General features: G+C 44.6%; 18 protein-coding genes. 9 read left to right on the top strand and 9 right to left on the bottom strand.

The window, feature by feature from the left end:
- Window positions 1-153 precede the first annotated feature (153 nt).
- The 5 genes from GJS45_RS12535 to GJS45_RS12515 form a co-directional block, all read right to left on the bottom strand.
- Entirely contained in the window at window positions 154-1,269 is a 1,116-nt protein-coding gene (locus tag GJS45_RS12535; protein ID WP_162342187.1) for a GNVR domain-containing protein, read from the bottom strand.
- Between the two features lie 70 nt (window positions 1,270-1,339).
- Entirely contained in the window at window positions 1,340-3,874 is a 2,535-nt protein-coding gene (locus GJS45_RS12530) for an SLBB domain-containing protein (protein ID WP_235954737.1), read from the bottom strand.
- A 349-nt stretch (window positions 3,875-4,223) separates the two neighbouring features.
- Window positions 4,224-5,363, bottom strand: coding sequence for a GDP-mannose 4,6-dehydratase (gmd, locus tag GJS45_RS12525; protein WP_162342185.1), 1,140 nt, complete (start codon window positions 5,361-5,363; stop codon window positions 4,224-4,226).
- Between the two features lie 36 nt (window positions 5,364-5,399).
- On the bottom strand, window positions 5,400-6,353 hold the full coding sequence (locus tag GJS45_RS12520; protein ID WP_162342184.1) for a GDP-L-fucose synthase family protein: 954 nt from the start codon (window positions 6,351-6,353) through the stop codon (window positions 5,400-5,402).
- Between the two features lie 7 nt (window positions 6,354-6,360).
- Window positions 6,361-7,356, bottom strand: coding sequence for a mannose-1-phosphate guanylyltransferase (locus tag GJS45_RS12515; protein ID WP_162342183.1), 996 nt, complete (start codon window positions 7,354-7,356; stop codon window positions 6,361-6,363).
- Window positions 7,357-7,738: 382 nt separating this feature from the next.
- On the opposite strand from GJS45_RS12515, the gene GJS45_RS12510 reads away from it, so the two are divergent.
- A complete protein-coding gene (locus GJS45_RS12510) occupies window positions 7,739-8,245 on the top strand; it encodes a UpxY family transcription antiterminator (RefSeq protein WP_162342182.1) in 507 nt (168 codons plus the stop codon).
- A 124-nt stretch (window positions 8,246-8,369) separates the two neighbouring features.
- On the top strand, window positions 8,370-10,157 hold the full coding sequence (locus tag GJS45_RS12505; protein WP_162342181.1) for a glycoside hydrolase family 15 protein: 1,788 nt from the start codon (window positions 8,370-8,372) through the stop codon (window positions 10,155-10,157).
- Here the strand turns inward: GJS45_RS12505 and GJS45_RS24000 are convergent.
- Entirely contained in the window at window positions 10,147-10,386 is a 240-nt protein-coding gene (locus GJS45_RS24000) for a hypothetical protein (protein WP_317165103.1), read from the bottom strand. The genes GJS45_RS12505 and GJS45_RS24000 overlap by 11 nt on opposite strands.
- 375 nt (window positions 10,387-10,761) lie before the next feature.
- Here GJS45_RS24000 and GJS45_RS12495 point away from each other — a divergent pair, with 375 nt between their 5' ends.
- A complete protein-coding gene (locus tag GJS45_RS12495) occupies window positions 10,762-11,106 on the top strand; it encodes a single-stranded DNA-binding protein (RefSeq protein ID WP_162342180.1) in 345 nt (114 codons plus the stop codon).
- A 196-nt stretch (window positions 11,107-11,302) separates the two neighbouring features.
- On the opposite strand, the gene GJS45_RS12490 is transcribed toward GJS45_RS12495, so the two are convergent.
- A complete protein-coding gene (locus GJS45_RS12490) occupies window positions 11,303-12,289 on the bottom strand; it encodes an aldo/keto reductase (RefSeq protein WP_162342179.1) in 987 nt (328 codons plus the stop codon).
- 74 nt (window positions 12,290-12,363) lie between these two features.
- On the opposite strand from GJS45_RS12490, the gene GJS45_RS12485 reads away from it, so the two are divergent.
- Entirely contained in the window at window positions 12,364-12,753 is a 390-nt protein-coding gene (locus GJS45_RS12485; protein WP_162342178.1) for a Dabb family protein, read from the top strand.
- A gap of 44 nt (window positions 12,754-12,797) precedes the next feature.
- Here the strand turns inward: GJS45_RS12485 and hslV are convergent, their stop codons facing one another.
- Window positions 12,798-13,340, bottom strand: a complete 543-nt coding sequence (gene hslV / locus GJS45_RS12480; protein WP_162342177.1) for an ATP-dependent protease subunit HslV — start codon at window positions 13,338-13,340, stop codon at window positions 12,798-12,800.
- A 93-nt stretch (window positions 13,341-13,433) separates the two neighbouring features.
- Window positions 13,434-15,086: a pyruvate dehydrogenase complex dihydrolipoamide acetyltransferase gene (locus GJS45_RS12475; RefSeq protein WP_162342176.1), complete on the bottom strand. Its 1,653-nt coding sequence runs from the start codon at window positions 15,084-15,086 to the stop codon at window positions 13,434-13,436.
- Between the two features lie 121 nt (window positions 15,087-15,207).
- On the opposite strand from GJS45_RS12475, the gene GJS45_RS12470 reads away from it, so the two are divergent.
- The 5 genes from GJS45_RS12470 to GJS45_RS12450 all read left to right on the top strand — a co-directional run bounded on the left by GJS45_RS12470 (window position 15,208) and on the right by GJS45_RS12450 (window position 19,554).
- On the top strand, window positions 15,208-16,176 hold the full coding sequence (locus GJS45_RS12470; protein ID WP_162342175.1) for a YheT family hydrolase: 969 nt from the start codon (window positions 15,208-15,210) through the stop codon (window positions 16,174-16,176).
- 35 nt (window positions 16,177-16,211) lie between these two features.
- On the top strand, window positions 16,212-16,910 hold the full coding sequence (locus GJS45_RS12465) for an SOS response-associated peptidase (RefSeq protein ID WP_162342174.1): 699 nt from the start codon (window positions 16,212-16,214) through the stop codon (window positions 16,908-16,910).
- The gene (locus GJS45_RS12460; protein ID WP_162342173.1) at window positions 16,910-17,812 is read left to right on the top strand and encodes an MBL fold metallo-hydrolase; all 903 of its coding nucleotides are present in this window, start codon (window positions 16,910-16,912) and stop codon (window positions 17,810-17,812) included. The genes GJS45_RS12465 and GJS45_RS12460 overlap by 1 nt, the downstream gene beginning before the upstream one ends.
- Window positions 17,813-17,966: 154 nt before the next feature.
- Window positions 17,967-18,965 carry a 3-oxoacyl-ACP synthase III family protein gene (locus tag GJS45_RS12455; RefSeq protein ID WP_162342172.1) on the top strand — a complete coding sequence of 333 codons (999 nt, stop codon included), beginning with the start codon at window positions 17,967-17,969 and terminating at the stop codon, window positions 18,963-18,965.
- Window positions 18,966-18,975: 10 nt separating this feature from the next.
- A complete protein-coding gene (locus GJS45_RS12450; protein WP_162342171.1) occupies window positions 18,976-19,554 on the top strand; it encodes a hypothetical protein in 579 nt (192 codons plus the stop codon).
- Window positions 19,555-19,665: the final 111 nt, after the last annotated feature.

Below are 19,665 nucleotides of genomic sequence, written 5' to 3'. Positions count from 1 at the left end.
AGTCAATCACTTTCAAATCCTTACGCATCCTATAGTTGATAACTTCGGTGGCCAATTTTTTTTTGATTGCCGAGTGGGAAGTTACTACTGATTTGACGGGTTGGGGACTTGATACATTAACGTACTCCTTGTTTACCACAACTACCGCAGAAACTACCCGAGCGCATTCCACTGCTCCCGTACCCCTTTTAAAAATTCGGCACCTAAGACATATCCTACACCGACAATAGCTCCCACTATCAAGAAGATCGCCAGAATTAATGGCCGTTTGGGCCCTGATTTCTCATAGGGAACCGTTACCGGTTCGATGATGGAAAAAATCGGCGTATCCTTGGAAACCTGCAGCTTCGCTTGTTCCAACTGCTTCGCTAGTTCGCTGTAAATGGTAAACGCAAAATTGTATTCGGCCTCCAGGCGCTGCAATTCATTGTTTACCGAAGCAGAGATGATGTTCTGGTTTCTATCCCGAAACCTTGCCAACTCTGCCTGAACTTCCTCAAACTCGGCTTTTTTCACTGCAAACTGTTCCTCGGTAAACGTTAACTGTTCCCGGGCATTTTGGATTTTGTAGGCAATTACTTCTTTTTGCAGCAAGGCCTCCGCATACGAAGCCATCTGGGCTGCCATGACCGGATCCGGCATATCAAAGGCAATGGTAACCAACCCTTCTTTCTCATTTGGTGTGACCGTAAGCTGTCCTTTCAGGATAGAAAACAGCGTTCGCTCCTCTTTGCTGATACGTACCAATCCGCTGGCAGTTTCCGGCCCCTGCCCATCGCTCTCTTTGCCCCTTAGCAGCTGCACTATTTTTCCGGGTAATCCAAGCGTGTAATTCTTCAGCAGGGCCAACGGATGCGGGGAGTGAATCTTGGTATAGTATTCCCGATAAGTAACCTCTTCCCCTGTCCCCGGCAGCGCTATTTTTGCATCGAGTAAGGCTCGCCGGAAGTAAACCGAGGAAACAAACTTTGGATACAATGCCGGTGGAACTTCCGACCCACCCACGATACCCCCCAGGCTGATGCCGGCCAGCGAAGCCAGCCCACCAAGGCTTCCACTCGCTTTGCCGGAATCTGCGGTTTTGAGGATAAATGTTGAGGAGGCAGTAAAGGTTTTTGGCGTAAGAAAGGCAATGGAAAGCCCTAGGATGAAAAAAGCCAGGATAATCCCCAATACCTTTCGGCGATAGGACCATAGGGTCTTTGCAAGGGCCAGGAGATCTGTTTCATCATCTTCCTGATTAGAATTTGTAGGTGCTGTATCTGACATGTTGTTAAGGTGCGTAGTATAGTCGACTGTACCCATTTACCTGAGCGTAAAGGGGTAAGGACGGATTCTGTTACCGCGTAATGTTATTCACCAAGATGGCCAGCGTCGCCAAACTGGATGCCAGGCCAATCCAGCTTTGCACGGACATGGGCTGCCGTTCCGGCTTTTGTGGTACAATGATTTCTGCCCCAGGCTCGATTTTTGGAAAAAAGGAGAAAAACAAAAATCTATTGGTTCGTCTCACATCGCCATTGGCATACACGACATAGGACTTTGATTTTCTGGCATTTTCGCTGAATCCACCTGCTCTTGATACGTAGTTCCTAAAACTTGCCTGGGGGCGGTACCTGGCTGTGGTCGGATAAAGCAATTCCCCACGCATACGGACGGTCTGAAGCTCCTTTGGGATGGATAAGACATCGCCTTCCTTTAGAATCAAGTCCTCGGGCCCTCGTGGATTTCGAAGTATGGCCTCCAGGTCGATACCTACCATTTCTTGGGTCTTGATTTCAATTTCTACCGAATCTCTTTCGACAATCGATTCTATCGTTTGTTTTTTGAAGTCATCGGAAATCAAGTTACTTTCATTGGTTGGCTGATCATCCCCCTTTTCAGTAATTTCCTGGTCAACTCTCTCTAATAAAATCTTTTCAAACTCCGTTTGATCCAAACTGTCTCGTAAAATATTATTCTTAACGGAAACTAAATTTCTTGTTTTTATATCTTTCTCACTTGGAGCATTAAAAAACTCGTTCCTTCTAATTAACGTAGCTCCTTTAATATAAGCAAATTGGTTAAGGCCGCCAGCCCTTTCCAAAAGGTCCGAAATTCTTTCATTTGCGCTAGCGATGGCAAATTCACCCGGAAAGGTGACTTCTCCTTCTACCCTAACCAGTTCTTCTCTCTGGAATCCCGGGCTCCGCCGAACAATTACATGGTCAAACGGCTGCAACTCCAGATCCGAGTTTCCACCATTGATTTTCAGATTTTTATCAATATCAATTCGAATGATCTCTGCAAGCTTCCCAGAACCATCATCTTTCACCCTTCTTGCAATTTCTACCTGGGAGGAGGTTGCCGATTCCTTAAACCCCCCTGACCGAAGCACCAAATCTTCTACGGTCATATTCTCGCCAAATGTAAAGGCTCCCGGTCTATTTACTTCACCGGATATCTTTACAAAATACTCCTCTCTGATATCGTATATACTGGCTATATTGAGTACATCTTCACTTTGCAATGCCACATCTTCGGCTTCCCCATTTACGATGGCTTCAATATCCAATGGCAGGATTTCAAGGGAAAAATCCCGTTGGTTGCGATACAAGGTCGCCCGGTTTAGAAAGGCATCTCCCCTAAGGCCATCCGCCTTTTCAATAAGTTGGGTCACCGTCATGCCCGGCTCCAATGAAAAAGTACCCGGTCGCATCAGGGCACCGGAAATCTGTACCCTATTTGTAAATCGGTCAAGAATTTCACCCACTCTGTAAATATCTCCGTCCTGGGGTACAAAGACTTCAAAATTAGCCACATCCACATCTTCTACCTTCCGTTCCGTAGCGGTGTTGCGGGTAATCGTAATCCGCTCTTTATAGGCATCTCCTCTGAATCCTCCCGCAAATGCGATCAGATCAGCCAACTTTTCACCGGGCTCCATTTCAAAAAGTCCTTCTCTCCGAACCGGACCCATTATTTCTACCCTGTTTCGGACCGGGGGTACAATTATGACGTCGCTGTCCTTGAGCGTTATGCTACTGGTGTTTTTTCCGCTGACCAAAAAATCGTACACATCAATCTCTGTCAAAAGCTTGTTGTCTCTATATACCTGAATATGTCTAAATGAACCGTTCTCATTGGGCCCGCCTGCTACAAATAGGGCGTTAAAAGGGGAAGCAAAGGAGGGCAGCTGGTAGTTTCCCGGCTGATTAAGTTCTCCAACGAGCGCCACGGACACAGTTCTAATATTACCTAATCGCAACTCCATAAAAGTATTGGGATTAGCTCCTCCCAAGCCGGAGTAAATTTGCGTCAAGACTGATTTTATTCTCGCAGTGGCGGCGGCAATCGTCGATCCGCCTACCTGTATAGGCCCTATATTAGGAATCAAAATGTACCCTTCAGGATTCACCCTTAGATCATAGGATTGCTGCGAGGCTCCATACACATCGATCAACAATTGGTCTCCTCCACCGACGGTATAACCGGGAGGGGTGGGGATATTGAGGCTGGGATTAAAATTGAGTTCTTTGTTGTAAAACAGGGTATACCCGAATATCTTTTTTTGTTTGGGCGTTAATTGATAAAAAGGATCCTTTTCCCGAAGCTCTCTAAATAAACTGTCACTTACGATCCCTTCTACCTGCCGGCTCTGGTACCTCTGCTGGTTAGAATTCCCGGTAGATGATATTCCGCCACTTCTTAGTGAAGCTATTCGCTGTTGTAACTTTGATATTTCGCTTAAAGGTAAACCCCGCTCTCTAGCTACCGCAATGAGCTGTTGCTCGTTCATTCCCGAAGCTTCAGCTCGTTTGATCAATTGCTCTATCTGTGCATCCGATAGATCATCAGCCCGAACATTTTGAATGTCTTGAAGCGATTGAGCCATCAAAAACCCATGGATGGAGACGAAAAATAAAACGAATAGAAGTTTTATAAGGCAAAAACGATTGATTTGCATCCTTGACTTTTTTCTTTGGTACACAAGACAGTAATTTATAGACAAAGCTTCGCTTCCTCAGTCACATAATTGCGACAGAGTGAACCGCAAAATCCCTAATTAATTCTTAGATAAATATTCGCACAAAGGTAACGAATCCATTTGGAATAACACAAACAGACCTTTATTTATGAATACAAACGGATAGGCAGGTTGGGGTCTATTTTTTGAGCATAAAAAAAGGAGGAATAATAATCCCCCTACTTTCAATACATTGATTTATACTTTTTTATCGGAGTTACTCCGACTGATTCAGCACCTTATGGCCGCCCTTCATCAAATGGATATCCCGCTTGAATAAGTTCACATCTGACAAGACCATATCCTCTACAAGCATCTTTAGGTCATACTTTGGCTTCCAGTCTAGTTTGGTCATCGCTTTCGTCGGATCCCCAATTAACAAATCCACTTCGGTGGGTCTGAAATAGGCCGGATCAATCTTAACCAGCACGTCGCCCTTTTTTACTTTGAAATGGGAGGTACCCAGTATATCAAAGGCTTTTTCCTTATCGATTTCTACCAAAATCCCCTTCTCATTTATTCCTTCTCCTTCAAATGCCAGCTTAAATCCTACTTCATCAAAAGCCATTTTAATAAAATCCCTTACTTTGGTGGTCACACCAGTAGCGATGACGTAATCTTCCGCTTCATCCTGCTGCAAAATACGCCACATGGCATCCACATAATCTTTGGCATGCCCCCAATCCCTTTTGGCATCCAGGTTCCCCATGTACAGATCATGCTGCAAGCCCAAGGCAATCTTTGCTACCGCCCGCGTAATTTTTCGGGTTACGAAGGTCTCCCCTCGCAGTGGTGATTCGTGATTGAATAAGATTCCATTACAGGCATACATGCCGTAGGCTTCCCGGTAGTTAACCGTGATCCAGTAGCCGTACAACTTGGCTACGGCATAGGGAGATCGCGGATAAAAAGGCGTGGTCTCCGATTGGGGTACTTCCTGAACCAATCCGTAGAGCTCAGAGGTGGAAGCCTGATAGATCTTGGTTGATTTCTCCATCCCCAACAAGCGCACGGCCTCCAATATTCGTAAGGTTCCTACCCCATCTGCATTGGCCGTGTATTCCGGAGTATCAAAACTTACCTTTACATGGCTCATGGCGGCCAGATTGTAAATTTCATCCGGTTTGGTTTCCTGGATGATACGGGTGAGATTCATGGAGTCGGTGAGATCCCCATAGTGTAAAAACAATCGCTTATTGTCGTCATGCGGATCCTGATACAAATGGTCAATCCTATCCGTGTTGAAAAGTGAGGCCCTTCGTTTGATGCCGTGTACAATGTACCCCTTGGACAATAAAAGCTCGGCGAGATAAGCGCCGTCCTGGCCGGTAATTCCTGTAATTAACGCCGTTTTCATAGAGTGTATATTATAATTGCTATTAAAAATAATTGACTAGTTTAATTTGACCTGTTTAATGCGGTCGACATTTTCAAGAAACCAGGTATACGTTTCCTGAATCCCCTGCTCCAGGCCAATGGTAGCCTGCCAGCCTGCTTCTTTCATTTTACTGACATCCATTAACTTCCTGGGCGTTCCGTCCGGCTTGCTACTATCCCAGATGATTTCGCCCTGATGACCGGTGATTTTCTGAATCAATTCGGCAAGCGATTTGATCGTCAGGTCTTTTCCTGTACCCACATTGTACAGATTATCCGTAAACGTGTTTTCCAATGCAAAACACACCGCATCTGCCATGTCATTTACATGTAAAAACTCGCGAAGCGGAGCACCGGTTCCCCATAACGCCACCGGAATATTTCCATTGATCTTAGCCTCGTGGAACTTTCGAATCATTGCCGGTAGCACATGAGAGGTTTCCAGATCAAAATTATCATAGGGTCCGTACAAGTTGGTAGGCATCAGGCTTACGAAATCTTTTCCATACTGCTTTCTAATGGCCTCGCAAGCTTTGACTCCTGCAATTTTTGCCAGGGCATACCATTGATTGGTAGGCTCCAGCGAACCACTTAGTAGGACATCCTCCCGAAGCGGTTGGGGGGCTAGTTTGGGATAAATGCAAGAACTACCCAGAAAAATAAACTTTTCTACGCCATTTTGTAGGGAAGAATCAATCAGGTTATTTTGAATAATGAGATTGTCCATTAAGAATGGATAGGGATAATTGTTATTTGCCATGATGCCTCCTACCCTGGCTGCGGCATCAATGACAATGACCGGACGTTCATGCTTGAAAAATCGCTGGACCTCCAACTGATTTTTTAAGTCAAGTTCCTTGCTGCTAAGGCCTACTAATTGTTGGTAGCCCTTCTTCTCCAGGGCTCTCCAAATGGCTGAGCCTACCATGCCGTTATGTCCTGCGATGTATATTTTGGCTTGTTTATGCATTGGGTACTTAGTTTAATAGTCCGGGATTTTCTTTTTCCAATTTCTCGTACACCTTTTTAACGTCTTGCGCATTGGCCCGGTTCAATACCAAAATGGCATCTGCTGTTTCTACCAATACCAGATCCTGTACCCCTACGAATTCCACGTGTTTCTCTCCCGTTCCCAAAACCAGGTTATTCCCCTTTCTTTCCTTACTATCTTCCGGAAAATAATCAAACAATGCCTCAAATGAACCCATATCTGACCAGTTAAAAGTGGAGGGAACCACCCTGATTTTATCAGACCTTTCCATGACCGCATAATCCACACTAATAGAAGGAATTTCCATGCTTTGTTCTTTAGGTAGAAAGCCCTCCTTTGCCTGACCCAGCGCTTGCTTGGATTTTTCATAAACCTCGGGTTCATGCATTTGGAGCTGGTTGAGATAGGTTTCCGCCGTGAAACAAAACATCCCACTGTTCCACAAAAAATTACCTTTTTCCAAAAATTCCCTGGCAGTGGCCAAATCGGGTTTTTCTCTAAAACTTAACACCTCATTTTCCTGGTGTTCGATGTACCCGAAACCTGTTTCCGGACGGCTTGGCACCAAACCAAAAGTCACCAGAAACCCTTTTTGAGCCAAATTCACCGCCTGGGTCAGTGCGGCTTCGTATCTTTTTTGATCCCCTATCAGATGGTCCGAGGGGGTTACCAGCATGATGGAGTCTGCAGGTAAGGAAAATGCAGCAAATGCAATGGCCGCTGCTGTATTTCGGGGGCTTGCTTCTACCAATTCCTGGAAAGGGATGTTTTTCTCATTTAAAATTTGCCGGGACAGGTGGTAATTATCAACGCCTCCCACTACCATGACCTGATCACAGACGGTCGCATTCCGTAACACCGTTTTTTCAAAAAGAGACTGCTCTTCAAAAATGGGCAAATATTGTTTTGGTTTGCTTTTTCTGGAAAGGGGCCAAAGCCGGCTACCTACTCCCCCAGATAATACCACATTGACGATTTTCATGCGTTAAGTTTTTGCTGTTTCTATCCAACCCAATAGCCAATGACCAGGCTGAATTCTACGAAGTATAATATGAATAAAGTTTACAAAAGGTGTAACGACACCGTTCCTCCATTCGATTCAGAAAAATTGATATTTAAAATAATCACAATTAAAGTAACCACAACTATTAAGTTACATTTAATCCGTTGGTTTCCCAAAAGTAAATAAAAAAAACTCAAATCGGAAAATTTATTTAAAATACATTTTAAACATTTCAAAACACATTTATTTTAATTCAAAATTATTATTGAGTTTTTCGTTAGCATACCTTTGTAAAAATGTACTTCAATAATTTATGGTTGCCCCAATAATTCGGTAATTTCGACTTTTAACCCTCGAATATATGACTGAAAAGTTGCACTGGTACGTCATGTACACGGCTCCCAGAGCGGAGAAAAAGGTAGCACAGCGATTAAAAGAAAAGGAAATTGAAGTTTACTTGCCTATCATTGATGAGGTCCGGCAATGGAGCGATCGAAAAAAAAAGGTGCAAAAGCCACTATTTAACGGCTACCTTTTTGTACATACCAGCAAAGAAAGGCTTTGGGAATCCTTACAAGTGAGCGGTGCGGTAAAATTTATTAATTTTTCCGGTGAACATGCCGTGGTTCAGCAACATGAAATTGATGCCATCCAACGCGTAATAGAAACCGGTGTGGCCGTTGAAGTGGACACCGGAAACATCGAGCAGGGAGAAATGGTCCATATCCTGGGAGGCCCCCTACAGGGGTTAAAGGGTGAATGCATCCAAAAATCCAACCAGGATTATTTTATCATTCGCATTCCAAGTATCAACCAAAGCATGCTCGTGAAGGTGCCTCGCAAATTTCTGGAGGTGATCCGCGAATAATAATACCAAATCCTTAACAATCACCCTTGTTTTTTAATAACTTCGCCAAATTATAGGCCTGTTTCTTTTTATTATCTTAAATAAAGTGCAATGGGCATCTTATCGACACTTAACCAGCTTTCTGATGGAAAAACATACGTATGGCACTGGCCTGATAGGTAACTGCAGCTATATCGCCCACATTGAAAAAAACACCAACATTAGTTGGCTATGTTTGCCCCGGTTTGATAGCGATTTTCTTTTTGGTAGTATGTTGGATAAAGAAAAAGGGGGAGAATTTACCGTATTGCCCCAAAATGGGGGCTTTACCTCTCGCCAGGAATACCTGGAAAATACCAACATTCTGGAGACTTATGTGGAAACTTCTTCCGGAGAGGCCTACAAAATCACTGATTTTGCGCCAAGATTTTTTAATTTTGACCGGTATTTCAAACCTTTAATGCTGGTTAGAAAAATTGAGCCCCTGCACGGGGAACCCAAAATAAAAATCAATTGCCAGCCGGTAGGAAACTACGGGCGACAAAAACTGACCGCCACTCCTGGCAGTAACCACATTCAATTTGGTGGAAGGGATCAACCCGTGAGGCTGACCACCAATTGTTCCATTACCTATATCACGGAAGAACAAGAATTCAGACTTCAAAGAACAGTGTATCTGGTTCTCACCTATGGTTCCCCGCTGGAGGCTCCCATTGAAAGCACCATCGAAAAGTTCCTGAATGCCACTTGCCAGTATTGGAGAAATTGGGTGAAATCCACCAGTATCCCTAATTTTTATCAACGGCTGGTCGTCCGGTCTGCATTGGTGCTAAAAATCCACCAATATGAGGATACCGGAGGGATCATTGCTTCTTCTACTTCCAGCTTGCCCGAATCACCCGGGTCCACCCGAAATTGGGATTACCGATACTGCTGGATGCGGGATGCCTATTATACGCTTAATGTATTCAATCATTTAGGCCATTTTGAAGAATTAGAACGCTATTTTGAGTACATCCAAAACCTGCCAACCGATGATAAAGGCAGGTACCAGCCCCTTTATTCCATCTCCGGCTCGTCCAAGTTACCGGAAATTGTGGCAGACCTGGAAGGGTATATGGGAAACAAACCGGTTCGTTTCGGAAACCAGGCCTACACGCACATCCAAAATGACCTTTACGGGCAGGTGCTGGTTAGCCTTCTACCACTTTATGCTGACAAGCGCTTTATTGAATCTGAGAAAAGCCATTCCAAGCCTTTTATCAATAACCTGTTGCAAAAAATTGAAGAAACCATGGACGAGAAAGATGCCGGACTATGGGAATTCAGAAACTTAAAACAGGAGCATTGTTACACCTTCCTCTTTCATTGGGCAGGGGCCAGTGCAGCCATAAAAATCGCCGACCGGCTTTCGGATGACGAAATGCGGGCCAAGGCAATCGAACTGAAAAACAAGGCCATTAGAAAAATTGAAGCCTGTTACATTCCGGAGCGAAAAGCCTATGCACAGGCTATCGGTACCAAAAACATGGATGCCAGCACCTTGCAGCTAATCACCATGGGGTATTTCGGACAGGATATCGAAAGTGCCAATAACCACCTAAAAGCATTGGAAGAAGATTTATTGGCAAAGGATTACCTGTTTTACCGGTACAAGCATCAGGATGATTTTGGGGAGCCAGAGACTACGTTTTTAATTTGTGCCTTTTGGTACATCGAGGCGCTGGCTTGTGTAAACCGACTGGATGAAGCCATGGAAGGATTTGAAACGTTGAGTAAATACTGCAACCACCTGAAGTTGTTTTCCGAAGACGTGGACCAACACACCGGCAGTCAATGGGGGAATTTTCCGCAGACCTACAGTCACGTGGGCATGCTGAATGCGGCTTACCGGATCGATAAAAAACTTGACAAACCAAATTTCATTGTTTGACGGTTTGCTTATCAAGGGTCGGGTTCCGTGTACTAATTTCTTTGTTTCGGACCACCAGGATCCAGTCCTGTTCCAGTTTTAAGTATCCGTAATCGTAGCAATATCCATAAACATTCCCTTTTTTATTGGTATAGGTATGGGTGCGGTATTTGAAAAGAAAGCCCTTTTCCAATAATTTTTCCCGGGATATCTTGGCCGTGTCCTCCGTGTCAGGTAAGATACCAGCCAAGATATTCCGGTTCTTTTTTAACGCATTATTAATATTACGGATCAAGTTATTACTTCCTGACTTGATTTGATTATTGTAATGGTTTCTACAATAATCATCACAAAACTTCTTATCGACCCGCCCAGCCAATGGCTTTTCGCAACTTAGACATTTTTTTGGATGTATTGGCATAAAAAAGCTTTTTAAAGATGGAATTATGCATAATATATGTATAAAAAGTGATTTAACAAATATTAGTAGTCGTTTTAAAACGTTTACAAACGCTTACAAACGGTTTTAAACGAAAAACACCCGAATAAATTTAGGCCCTGTCTGCAACTTTGTCCTGTTCCAAATCGGAAAATTGTATTAATTCTCACTAAAACTTTACATGTCATGAACGCTATTAAAAACAAAGTCCAACTGATCGGACGACTGGGTGCAAAAGCAGATTTTAAAACCGTAAATGGTAACACGCCCATGGTCCGGTTGAATCTGGCCACCAACGAGTCTTACAAAAACAACAAAGGCGAAAAAATCGAGGAAACCTATTGGCATAACCTGGTCGCCTTTGGAAAAGCGGCGGAGATCATCCACAAGTATACCGATAAGGGCTCTGAGATTTGCATACAGGGAAAACTGGTCAGCAGGTCCTACGAAGACAAAGACGGAATCAAAAAGTACATTACGGAAGTGCAGGTCAATGATGTCCTGCTGATGGGCGAAAAAGTAAAAGCCTAAAGCCAGTAGCTTTTTCAACTTACTTTTTGGTATTCCATTTTTTATGGAACCCGGTGGAGTCTGGGCGGCTCCACCGGTTTCATGCATTTTACTTCGTCTTGAAGGTTGCCATTACACCCTAACCAACTTAAAAAAGGATTCTAAGATAATCAGCGCGGCGCATTTTTTTTTACAAGCTACTCTCCGAAAATGATCCCTACCATTGGGGGTGAATTTCCGCCTTGAAATATCTATCATAAAGGGCTTTTATAGCCTCCATTTCTTCTCTTTCAAATCCAGGTAATCCGGCTGCTGCCACGTTTGACCGAACCTGCTCCAATTTGGAGGCACCGGGAATAACCGTGGACACCGCATCAAACATCAATACCCAGCGGATGGCCAGGGAAGCCAGTGGTGCTTTTTCCCCTAACATTGCCTTCAACTCTTTCACCGCCTGAATCCCTTTTTCCAGGGGAATTCCTGAAAAGGTCTCTCCCTTATCAAAAGCCTCTCCATTTCGATTGAAATGACGGTGGTCCTCCGGATGAAAGAAGGTTTCCTCGGTGATTTTACCCGATAACAAACCACTGGCAAGGGGAACCCTTACGATGACCCCGCACTCATTAATTTTGGCTTGCTCGAAAAAGTGATCAGAAGGCTTTTGTCGGAACATATTAAAAATAATCTGGACCGTAGTTACATTGGAATAGCGCATCGCTTGAAGTGCCTCGTCCACCTTTTCTACACTTACCCCCATATTTCTTATCTTACCCTCTTTTCTAAGGTCTTCAAAAAGGCCAAAAATTTCATCTCTCTGATACACAGGCCCCGGGGGACAATGGAGTTGAATCAGATCGATGGTTTCCACTCCCAAATTTTTTAAACTTGCGTCTACATAGCCTCTCAGGCTTTCCGGGGTATAGCCCTCACTGACGTGGGGCTGTACCTGCCGACCGCATTTGGTGGCCACATACACTTCCTCTGTTCGTTCCCTAAGCACTTTTCCGACGGCAGCTTCACTTGCCCCTGCATCGTATACATCGGCCGTATCAATAAAGTTAACCCCTTGATCAATGGCCTCATGGATGATCCGGTTTGCTGCTTTGGAATCGAACGTGCCTCCCCAGCCGCCTCCAACCTGCCAGGTTCCTAAAGAGACTTCTGAGATCATTAAATTGGTTTTCCCTAATTTTCTGTATTTCATAATTTGCCGGTAACGTTAAAACTCTATCAATTAATCGTTATATTTCTGAACCAATATAAATCCATAGGAAAAGAATGCTCACGAGAAGAAAATTTATGGCAGCGCTTTCAGCGATTGGTCTGGGAGCAGGAATTCCGTTTCAATCCAAATCAAACCCCCAATCCACTATGATCGTACATCAAGTATTTTTCTGGTTGCACCATCCCGAGAAAGACATGCAAGCCGTTTGGGAGGGCTGCAAGAAAATTGCCAGCACCAAAAGTGTGAAAGATTACCAACTCGGAAAACCTGCAGGTACCACCCGCCGAGAGGTGGTGGATCACAGTTTTCACATTTCACTAACCGTCTATTTCGATAATCTGGAAGCACATGACCTATACCAGACGGATCCCATTCACCTGGCCTTTGTAGATGATCACAAAGATAAATGGTCACAGGTGAAAGTCTATGATTTTGAGGTATAATCGGTTTATGCTTTCAGGTCATGGTACCTGAAAGCGCCCCTTTTTTAATTTTCTACCTTTTCTAAGATCAGATTATGGTTGGTATAAATGCATATATCGGCCGCAATATTCAAGCTTTCCCTAACGATTTCCTCCGCGGTTAATTGGGGAGCGTATTTCTTCATTGCTCTGGCCGCTGCCTGTGCGTACATGCTTCCCGATCCAATGGTGGCGATGCCCAGGTCGGGTTCGATCACATCTCCGGTTCCTGAGAGGATAAGAATATCCGTAGCATCCGCTACAATCATCATGGCCTCCAGTTTACTTAGCATCCGGTCGGTTCGCCAGTCTTTCGCCAGCTCCACAGCTGCCCGCTTCATATTGTTACTGTAAGCTCCCAGCTTTTCTTCGAATTTTTCCAGCAAGGTGAAGGCATCTGCCGTAGACCCCGCAAATCCGGTAACTATTTTCCCTCCTTGTAATTTACGGATTTTATTAACACTGCTTTTAGCAATGGTATTCCCCAAAGTAGCTTGCCCGTCGGCTCCGATGGCTACCTGACCTTCATGCCGGATGGCTACTACGGTAGTGGATTTTAGTCGTTCCATTATTCGATTATCTAAAGTGTATGCATTTCGTTTTAAAAACAAAAAGCCCTATTCCTAGGACTTTTTGAACTTGCAATCTTTTCCGGCCTGTCATCAGATAAGCAACCGGACGGGATCTTCCAGGAGGTTCTTTATTGTTTGCAAAAAGGCGGAACCAATGGCACCGTCCACCACCCGATGGTCACAGGACAGGGTAACCTTCATCAGATTGCCCGGTACGATTTCACCATCCTTCACGATGGGTGTCTGCCGGATCCCTCCAATAGCAAGAATACAGGCATCAGGTGGGTTGATAATGGCGGTAAACTCGTCGATTCCAAACATTCCGAGGTTGGATACCGTGAAGGTATTTCCTTCCCAATCCTTCGGTTGCAGCTCTTTGTTCTTTGCCTTCCCGGCGAGTGTTTTGGCTTCCTTAGAAATTTGTGAAAGAGACTTACTATCAGCAAATCGAATAACCGGCACTAACAAGCCCTCATCTACCGCTACCGCCATTCCAATATGGACATGATCATTATACCTGATCTTATCTCCCATCCATGCTGAATTGACATTCGGATGCTGCTTTAAGGATGCCGCGACCGCTTTGATGACCATATCGTTAAAAGAAATTTTTACCGGAGCCACCTCATTCATACTTTTCCTGGCCTCAATGGCTTTATCCATGTTGATTTCCATGGTCAGGTAAAAGTGAGGTGCCGTAAACTTGCTCTCGGCAAGCCTCTTGGCAATCACTTTTCGCATTTGAGATACTTTCTCCTCACGGAAGGATTCCTGACCTATACCAGCAGAAGTACTGCCAGCGGCTGCAGCAGGAGCTTTGGCCGGATCGAAGTTTTCAATATCCTTTTTAATAATCCGTCCACCGTCTCCGGTGCCTTTTACCAACGAAATATCGATGCCCTTTTCTTTCGCCATCTTTTTGGCAAGCGGAGAGGCCTTTATTCTTCCATTGGAGCTGGAACTCCCCGTGTCTGCCGTCTTTTCCGGTTGGGATTCACTTTTCGGTGATGATTTTTCTTCCTCCTTTTCTGCTTTAGGAGCCGCTTTTTCTTCTCCGGCAGGCTTTTCCTTTTGTTGTTTGTGCGCTTTTAATAAGGTTTCGTAATCAGCGTCCTTCTCGCCGATGATGGCAATTACGCCATTCACCTCCACGGAATCCCCTTCCTCTACACCAATGTGAAGCAAAGTACCATCATCATAGGATTCCAACTCCATGGTGGCTTTATCCGTCTCCACTTCGGCAAGCACATCGCCGGATTTCACCTCATCCCCAACTTTCTTTAACCAGCTAGCGATGGTTCCTTCCTGCATGGTATCACTCATTTTGGGCATGGTGATTACCGTAGCATTAATTTCGGATGTATCGATCTTTTCAGCTCCTTTTTTGGAATCGCTTTCACTTTTAGTCGTCTCCTGCTCTTCTTCCGGCTCTTCTTTTGACTCTTTGGACGCCTCTCCATCTCCTCCGGATTTAATCTCTTTGAGGAGTTCGTCTATATTTTCGCCTTTTTCACCCAGTATGGCGATGACCCCATTTACAGGAACAGAATCCTTCTCCTCCACGCCTATGTGAAGTAAAATTCCCTCATCGTAAGATTCCAATTCCATGGTTGCCTTATCTGTCTCCACCTCTGCCAGAATATCACCTGGTTTTATCTCATCCCCCACTTTTTTTAACCATTGTGCGATCACCCCTTCTTCCATGGTGTCACTCATTTTGGGCATTCGTATTATTTCGGCCATAAGTTAAATTATTCGAATTCATGTTTTCAGCAATCCAAAAATAGTTCTTAAAATAGGTTTATCAAATTTAATAATAGTATTTTCACGTAAGAAATGTTAATGGAACGCCCCCAGCTACCGAATGTTTGTCCAGAAAGACTCTAAATACAATCCCCACCAATTTTTAGCCAACGGTCACCTGCAAACCCTAATTCCCGCCCTTTTTAGAAAAAAAATACCTTTACCATTTGAGAGAGAACGGATTAGTACCGAAGACGGTGATTTCCTGGACCTGGATTGGCTCAAACAGGGAAGTTCAGAGGTGGTCGTCATCAGCCATGGTCTGGAAGGAAATAGCCAGCGGCCCTACATGAGCGGCATGGCCGAAAACTTTTTCAACAAAGGGTATGATGTGCTAAACTGGAATTTTAGAGGCTGTAGTGGTTCGGTCAATCGAAAGCTGGTGTTTTATCACTCTGGGGCTAGCCCTGACCTGGAACAAGTGGTGCTTCATGCCGAAAAAAACTACCGATTCCTCTATTTAATCGGCTTTAGTTTGGGGGGTAACCTGACGTTAAAGTACTTGGGAGAAAAGGATTGGCCGGGCCATCAAAAAATAAAAAAAGCAGTGGCCATCTCCGTTCCCCTGGACCTGGATGGCTCTTGCAGGCAGATAGACAAAATCAATAATAAACTATATGCCTTTCATTTTCTTTATTCGTTGAAGCGAAAAATACGGCAAAAAGCAGTGCAATTCCCAGAAATCGTTATGGGAAAATCCCTGCATCGACTACGCACCCTACGAAACTTTGATGATGCTTTCACCGCTCCATTGCACGGTTTTAAGGATGCAGCGGATTATTACAGACAATGTTCTGCGCTTCAATTCCTGCCCGCAATACGCAAGCCAACTTTAGTATTGAATGCACGGAATGATCCTTTTTTGAGTGCTTCTTGTTATCCAGAAGAATGGGAGGCAAATCCGGCTTATATCTGCCTGCAATACCCCCGGCAGGGAGGACATGTAGGCTTCAGTCCGCGAGCAAAAAATGAGCGTTATTGGTCCGAAGTCCGGGCACTTGAGTTTATTCTGCGTGAAAACTATCTTTAAGCAATACAAAATCCCTCAGCTTTTAATCAATCCTTATGTGTGGTAGATATTCTTTAGCCAAAACCAAAATAGATCTGGAAAACAGGTTCGCCGCCGAAATGCTGGAACCTTTTGAACCCAGATACAATATTGCCCCTTCGCAATTAGTGCCCGTAATAACCAGCGATAGCCCCAAGGGGTTTTCTCACTTTTATTGGGGATTGACACCCGCCTTTGCCAAAAACAAACCAGTGGCCACCAAACTCATCAACGCAAGGGCAGAGACCATTACAGAAAAAGTAACGTTCAAATCGGCATTTAAAAAAAATCGTTGCCTGGTGCCTGCAGATGGGTTTTATGAATGGAAAAAAATCGGAAAAAAAACCAAAGTACCTTATCGGTTTGTCCGTCATGGTGAGGAGCTGTTTGCCTTCGCAGGTATTTGGGAAGAATTCGAAACAGAAAAAGGAGATATTGCACACACGTTTTTAATTCTGACAACCGCTCCCAATCAACTCACCTCAGAAATTCATGACCGGATGCCGGTGATTCTAAAAAAAGAACAAGAATCTAAATGGTTGGATCTTCAGACGCCGGAAGAAACCTTGCTGGAGATGCTTCAACCGTACCCCGACTCGGAAATGATGAAATACACGGTTTCGCCTATGGTCAATCAGGTAGCCAACGATACCCCTTATGTGATCCGAAAAACCCTCCCAATGGATCAATTTGGTAATTATACTTTATTCGGATAATGTACACGATAAAAACCCTGGACCTCCACTTTCAGAAAGAAGGTCATACCATTGCCAGTTTTTTGATTTCAGATCAGAATCACCATGTCTTGGTGGAAACAGGGCCCGAAAGCACCTGGCCCCAACTCGTATCTGAGCTTCGGAAACACCAGCTCACCCCAAACGATATCGATGCCGTTTTACTCACGCACATCCATTTTGACCACGCTGGAGCTGCATGGAAACTGGCTGAGGCAGGGGCAAAAATTTACGTACATCCCATCGGCCTTCCCCATTTGGCAAGCCCCGAAAAACTCTGGCAATCCGCCGCTCAAATTTACGGGGAAGCCAATATGGAAAAACTCTGGGGCAGCATGGAACCCATTGAAAAGGAAAAATTGATCCCAACAGCGGACTTTGAGACAATAGGCATTGGAAAGATGGCCTTCACGCCGCTTCACACGCCGGGTCACGCCATCCACCATGTCGCCTGGAAACTGGATCAATGCATTTTTACAGGAGATGTGGCAGGGGTAAAAATTAACGAAGGACCGATAGTCCCTCCCTGCCCACCGCCGGACATTCATCTGGAGGACTGGAAGGCATCCATGGATAAAATTCTGGCACAAAAACCAGATAAATTATACCTGACCCATTATGGGGTGGTAACAAATCCCAGGCTGCATTTTGACCAGCTGAAAGAGGTACTAGACGACTGGGCCGAATGGATAAAAATCCATTTCCAGGCAGGGACTGAAAAGAAATTAATTGAGAGGGAGTTTATGGAACATACAGAGAATCAAATGACTGCTGCCGGGGCAAGCCCAGCGGTGCAGCACCTGTATGAGTTAGCCAATCCGAGTTGGATGTCGGTAAGCGGGCTGCTTCGATACTGGAAGCTTAAAGAAGCGGGTAGGATTTGAATTTTTATTTCAATAGAAGCGATTACTATTCCTAAGTAAATAATGGGTGTTTTGCATTGGAATGCATCTTATAAAATAGTTCGTAATCGATGCCAAAATTGATTTTTAATAATAATTTACCCTACTTGCCAATCAAAAATGCCCCAATAACACCATGAAAAACTCCCTTATAGCCGGGGCCGGCCACTACCTGCCGGAACGAATCGTCACGAACGATGAACTTTCCACTCTTATGAATACCAATGATGCCTGGATCGTGGAGCGTACCGGAATCAAGGAAAGAAGGTGGTTTACCCCTGGAAAAGATACCGTTACCAGCATGGCCAAGCAGGCATCCGAAAAGGCTATCAAAAATGCCGGAGTAAAAACCTCCGAAATTGATTTTATCATTTTCGCTACCATCACCCCCGACTATTTTATTCCCGGCAATGGCGTCTTGCTTCAGCGGGAGTTGGGACTACAAGGAATTGGAGCACTCGATGTCCGAAACGCCTGCTCTGGATTCGTTTACGCGCTCTCCATCGCCGACCAATACATCAAAACCGGTATGTATCAAAACATCCTGGTGGTGGGGGCAGAAATACAGTCCTCAGCCCTGGACAAAAGCGACGAAGGCAGGTCCAGCGCCGTCATATTTGCCGATGGTGCCGGTGCCGTGGTACTCCAGGCAACTGAGGAGCCCGGCCGGGGCATTCTTTCAACCCACCTCCATGCCGATGGGGATTATGCCGAAGAACTATATGTAAAAGATCCCGGCAGCAGTAGAGAAGTCCGGATTTCAGAGGACTTAATCCATTCCGGTTCGTTCAACTTAAAAATGAATGGCAATACCGTGTTCAAACATGCCGTTGTCCGGTTTGATGAGGTAATCCGGGAAGCGCTCGCAGCCCATCAATTGGGTCCGAAAAATCTGGATCTGCTCATTCCTCACCAGGCCAATTTGCGGATCAGCCAGTTTGTTCAGGCCAAGCTCGGCTTGGAAGAGGAGCAGGTATTTAATAACATTATGCATTACGGAAATACGACCGCTGCCACCATACCAGTAGCAATTTCGGAAGCATTAGAACAACAAAGAATTAGCCCGAAGGACCTGGTCTGCCTCGCCGCCTTCGGCAGTGGCTTTTCCTGGGCTTCCGCATTGATCAGGTGGTAAAAAATAGCTTATGAACCCTACCCATACCGAATTACTTTCCATCACCCGGGACCGAACACTTTTCGAGAAAATAAGTGCTGCAAAAAGGCTCATCGTCAGCCTTTTTTCTGACGTTGGCAATCAACTCGCAAGCGTCAACCTTAGGGAAGTGCATGCCACGGAAAAAGGTATAAAAATTAGTAAGGGCAACGAATTGCGGCAGTGTCCCTATCAGGTTTTAGATATTGTCAGAGATTTTGACATGGATAAAGGTCTCAATATCCGAATTTTGCACTGGTGGGGTCGAGGGATGTTTCTGTTCCTGTTTTTTGGTAAAAACCATCCGGCCTTAAAAAACCTCTTTGCCAAAAAGAGAAACTGGGATGAATTTTCGGTTTGCCTGACGGACCGATGGGATTACAGCGAAATCATCGATCATCGAAAAAATAGAAATGTCAATTCGCTAAACCTTGATAATCACCTGCAATTTTTTGATCACCTGCAATTGGTAAAACCCATTCCCCTGGGGGAACCCGAAGCGCTAACCGACACCATTCTGGCAGAGATCATCACCTTACTTTCTCTCATTGAAAGCGCAAAAGAAAAGTAAATCCAACCTCCCCAGAAAATTTATTGAAAGAAAAAAAATAAAATAAACCAAACTTTTTCCAAGCTAAATAAAGTTTTTTAACTATATAATGTAAATTGGAACCAATATTGG

Source organism: Cyclobacterium salsum, from assembly GCF_010119245.1.
Lineage (GTDB): Bacteria > Bacteroidota > Bacteroidia > Cytophagales > Cyclobacteriaceae > Cyclobacterium > Cyclobacterium salsum.
Note: the sequence above shows the minus strand (reverse complement) of the source record. Positions and strands in the feature narration are given on the sequence as shown.

Coding starts and splice junctions, on each gene's coding strand:
- GJS45_RS12535 (WP_162342187.1), bottom strand. CDS start 1,269: ATGTCAGATACAGCACCTACAAATTCTAATCAGGAAGATGATGAAACA.
- GJS45_RS12530 (WP_235954737.1), bottom strand. CDS start 3,874: ATGGCTCAATCGCTTCAAGACATTCAAAATGTTCGGGCTGATGATCTA.
- gmd (WP_162342185.1), bottom strand. CDS start 5,363: ATGAAAACGGCGTTAATTACAGGAATTACCGGCCAGGACGGCGCTTAT.
- GJS45_RS12520 (WP_162342184.1), bottom strand. CDS start 6,353: ATGCATAAACAAGCCAAAATATACATCGCAGGACATAACGGCATGGTA.
- GJS45_RS12515 (WP_162342183.1), bottom strand. CDS start 7,356: ATGAAAATCGTCAATGTGGTATTATCTGGGGGAGTAGGTAGCCGGCTT.
- GJS45_RS12510 (WP_162342182.1), top strand. CDS start 7,739: ATGACTGAAAAGTTGCACTGGTACGTCATGTACACGGCTCCCAGAGCG.
- GJS45_RS12505 (WP_162342181.1), top strand. CDS start 8,370: ATGGAAAAACATACGTATGGCACTGGCCTGATAGGTAACTGCAGCTAT.
- GJS45_RS12495 (WP_162342180.1), top strand. CDS start 10,762: ATGAACGCTATTAAAAACAAAGTCCAACTGATCGGACGACTGGGTGCA.
- GJS45_RS12490 (WP_162342179.1), bottom strand. CDS start 12,289: ATGAAATACAGAAAATTAGGGAAAACCAATTTAATGATCTCAGAAGTC.
- GJS45_RS12485 (WP_162342178.1), top strand. CDS start 12,364: ATGCTCACGAGAAGAAAATTTATGGCAGCGCTTTCAGCGATTGGTCTG.
- hslV (WP_162342177.1), bottom strand. CDS start 13,340: ATGGAACGACTAAAATCCACTACCGTAGTAGCCATCCGGCATGAAGGT.
- GJS45_RS12475 (WP_162342176.1), bottom strand. CDS start 15,086: ATGGCCGAAATAATACGAATGCCCAAAATGAGTGACACCATGGAAGAA.
- GJS45_RS12470 (WP_162342175.1), top strand. CDS start 15,208: ATGTTTGTCCAGAAAGACTCTAAATACAATCCCCACCAATTTTTAGCC.
- GJS45_RS12465 (WP_162342174.1), top strand. CDS start 16,212: ATGTGTGGTAGATATTCTTTAGCCAAAACCAAAATAGATCTGGAAAAC.
- GJS45_RS12460 (WP_162342173.1), top strand. CDS start 16,910: ATGTACACGATAAAAACCCTGGACCTCCACTTTCAGAAAGAAGGTCAT.
- GJS45_RS12455 (WP_162342172.1), top strand. CDS start 17,967: ATGAAAAACTCCCTTATAGCCGGGGCCGGCCACTACCTGCCGGAACGA.
- GJS45_RS12450 (WP_162342171.1), top strand. CDS start 18,976: ATGAACCCTACCCATACCGAATTACTTTCCATCACCCGGGACCGAACA.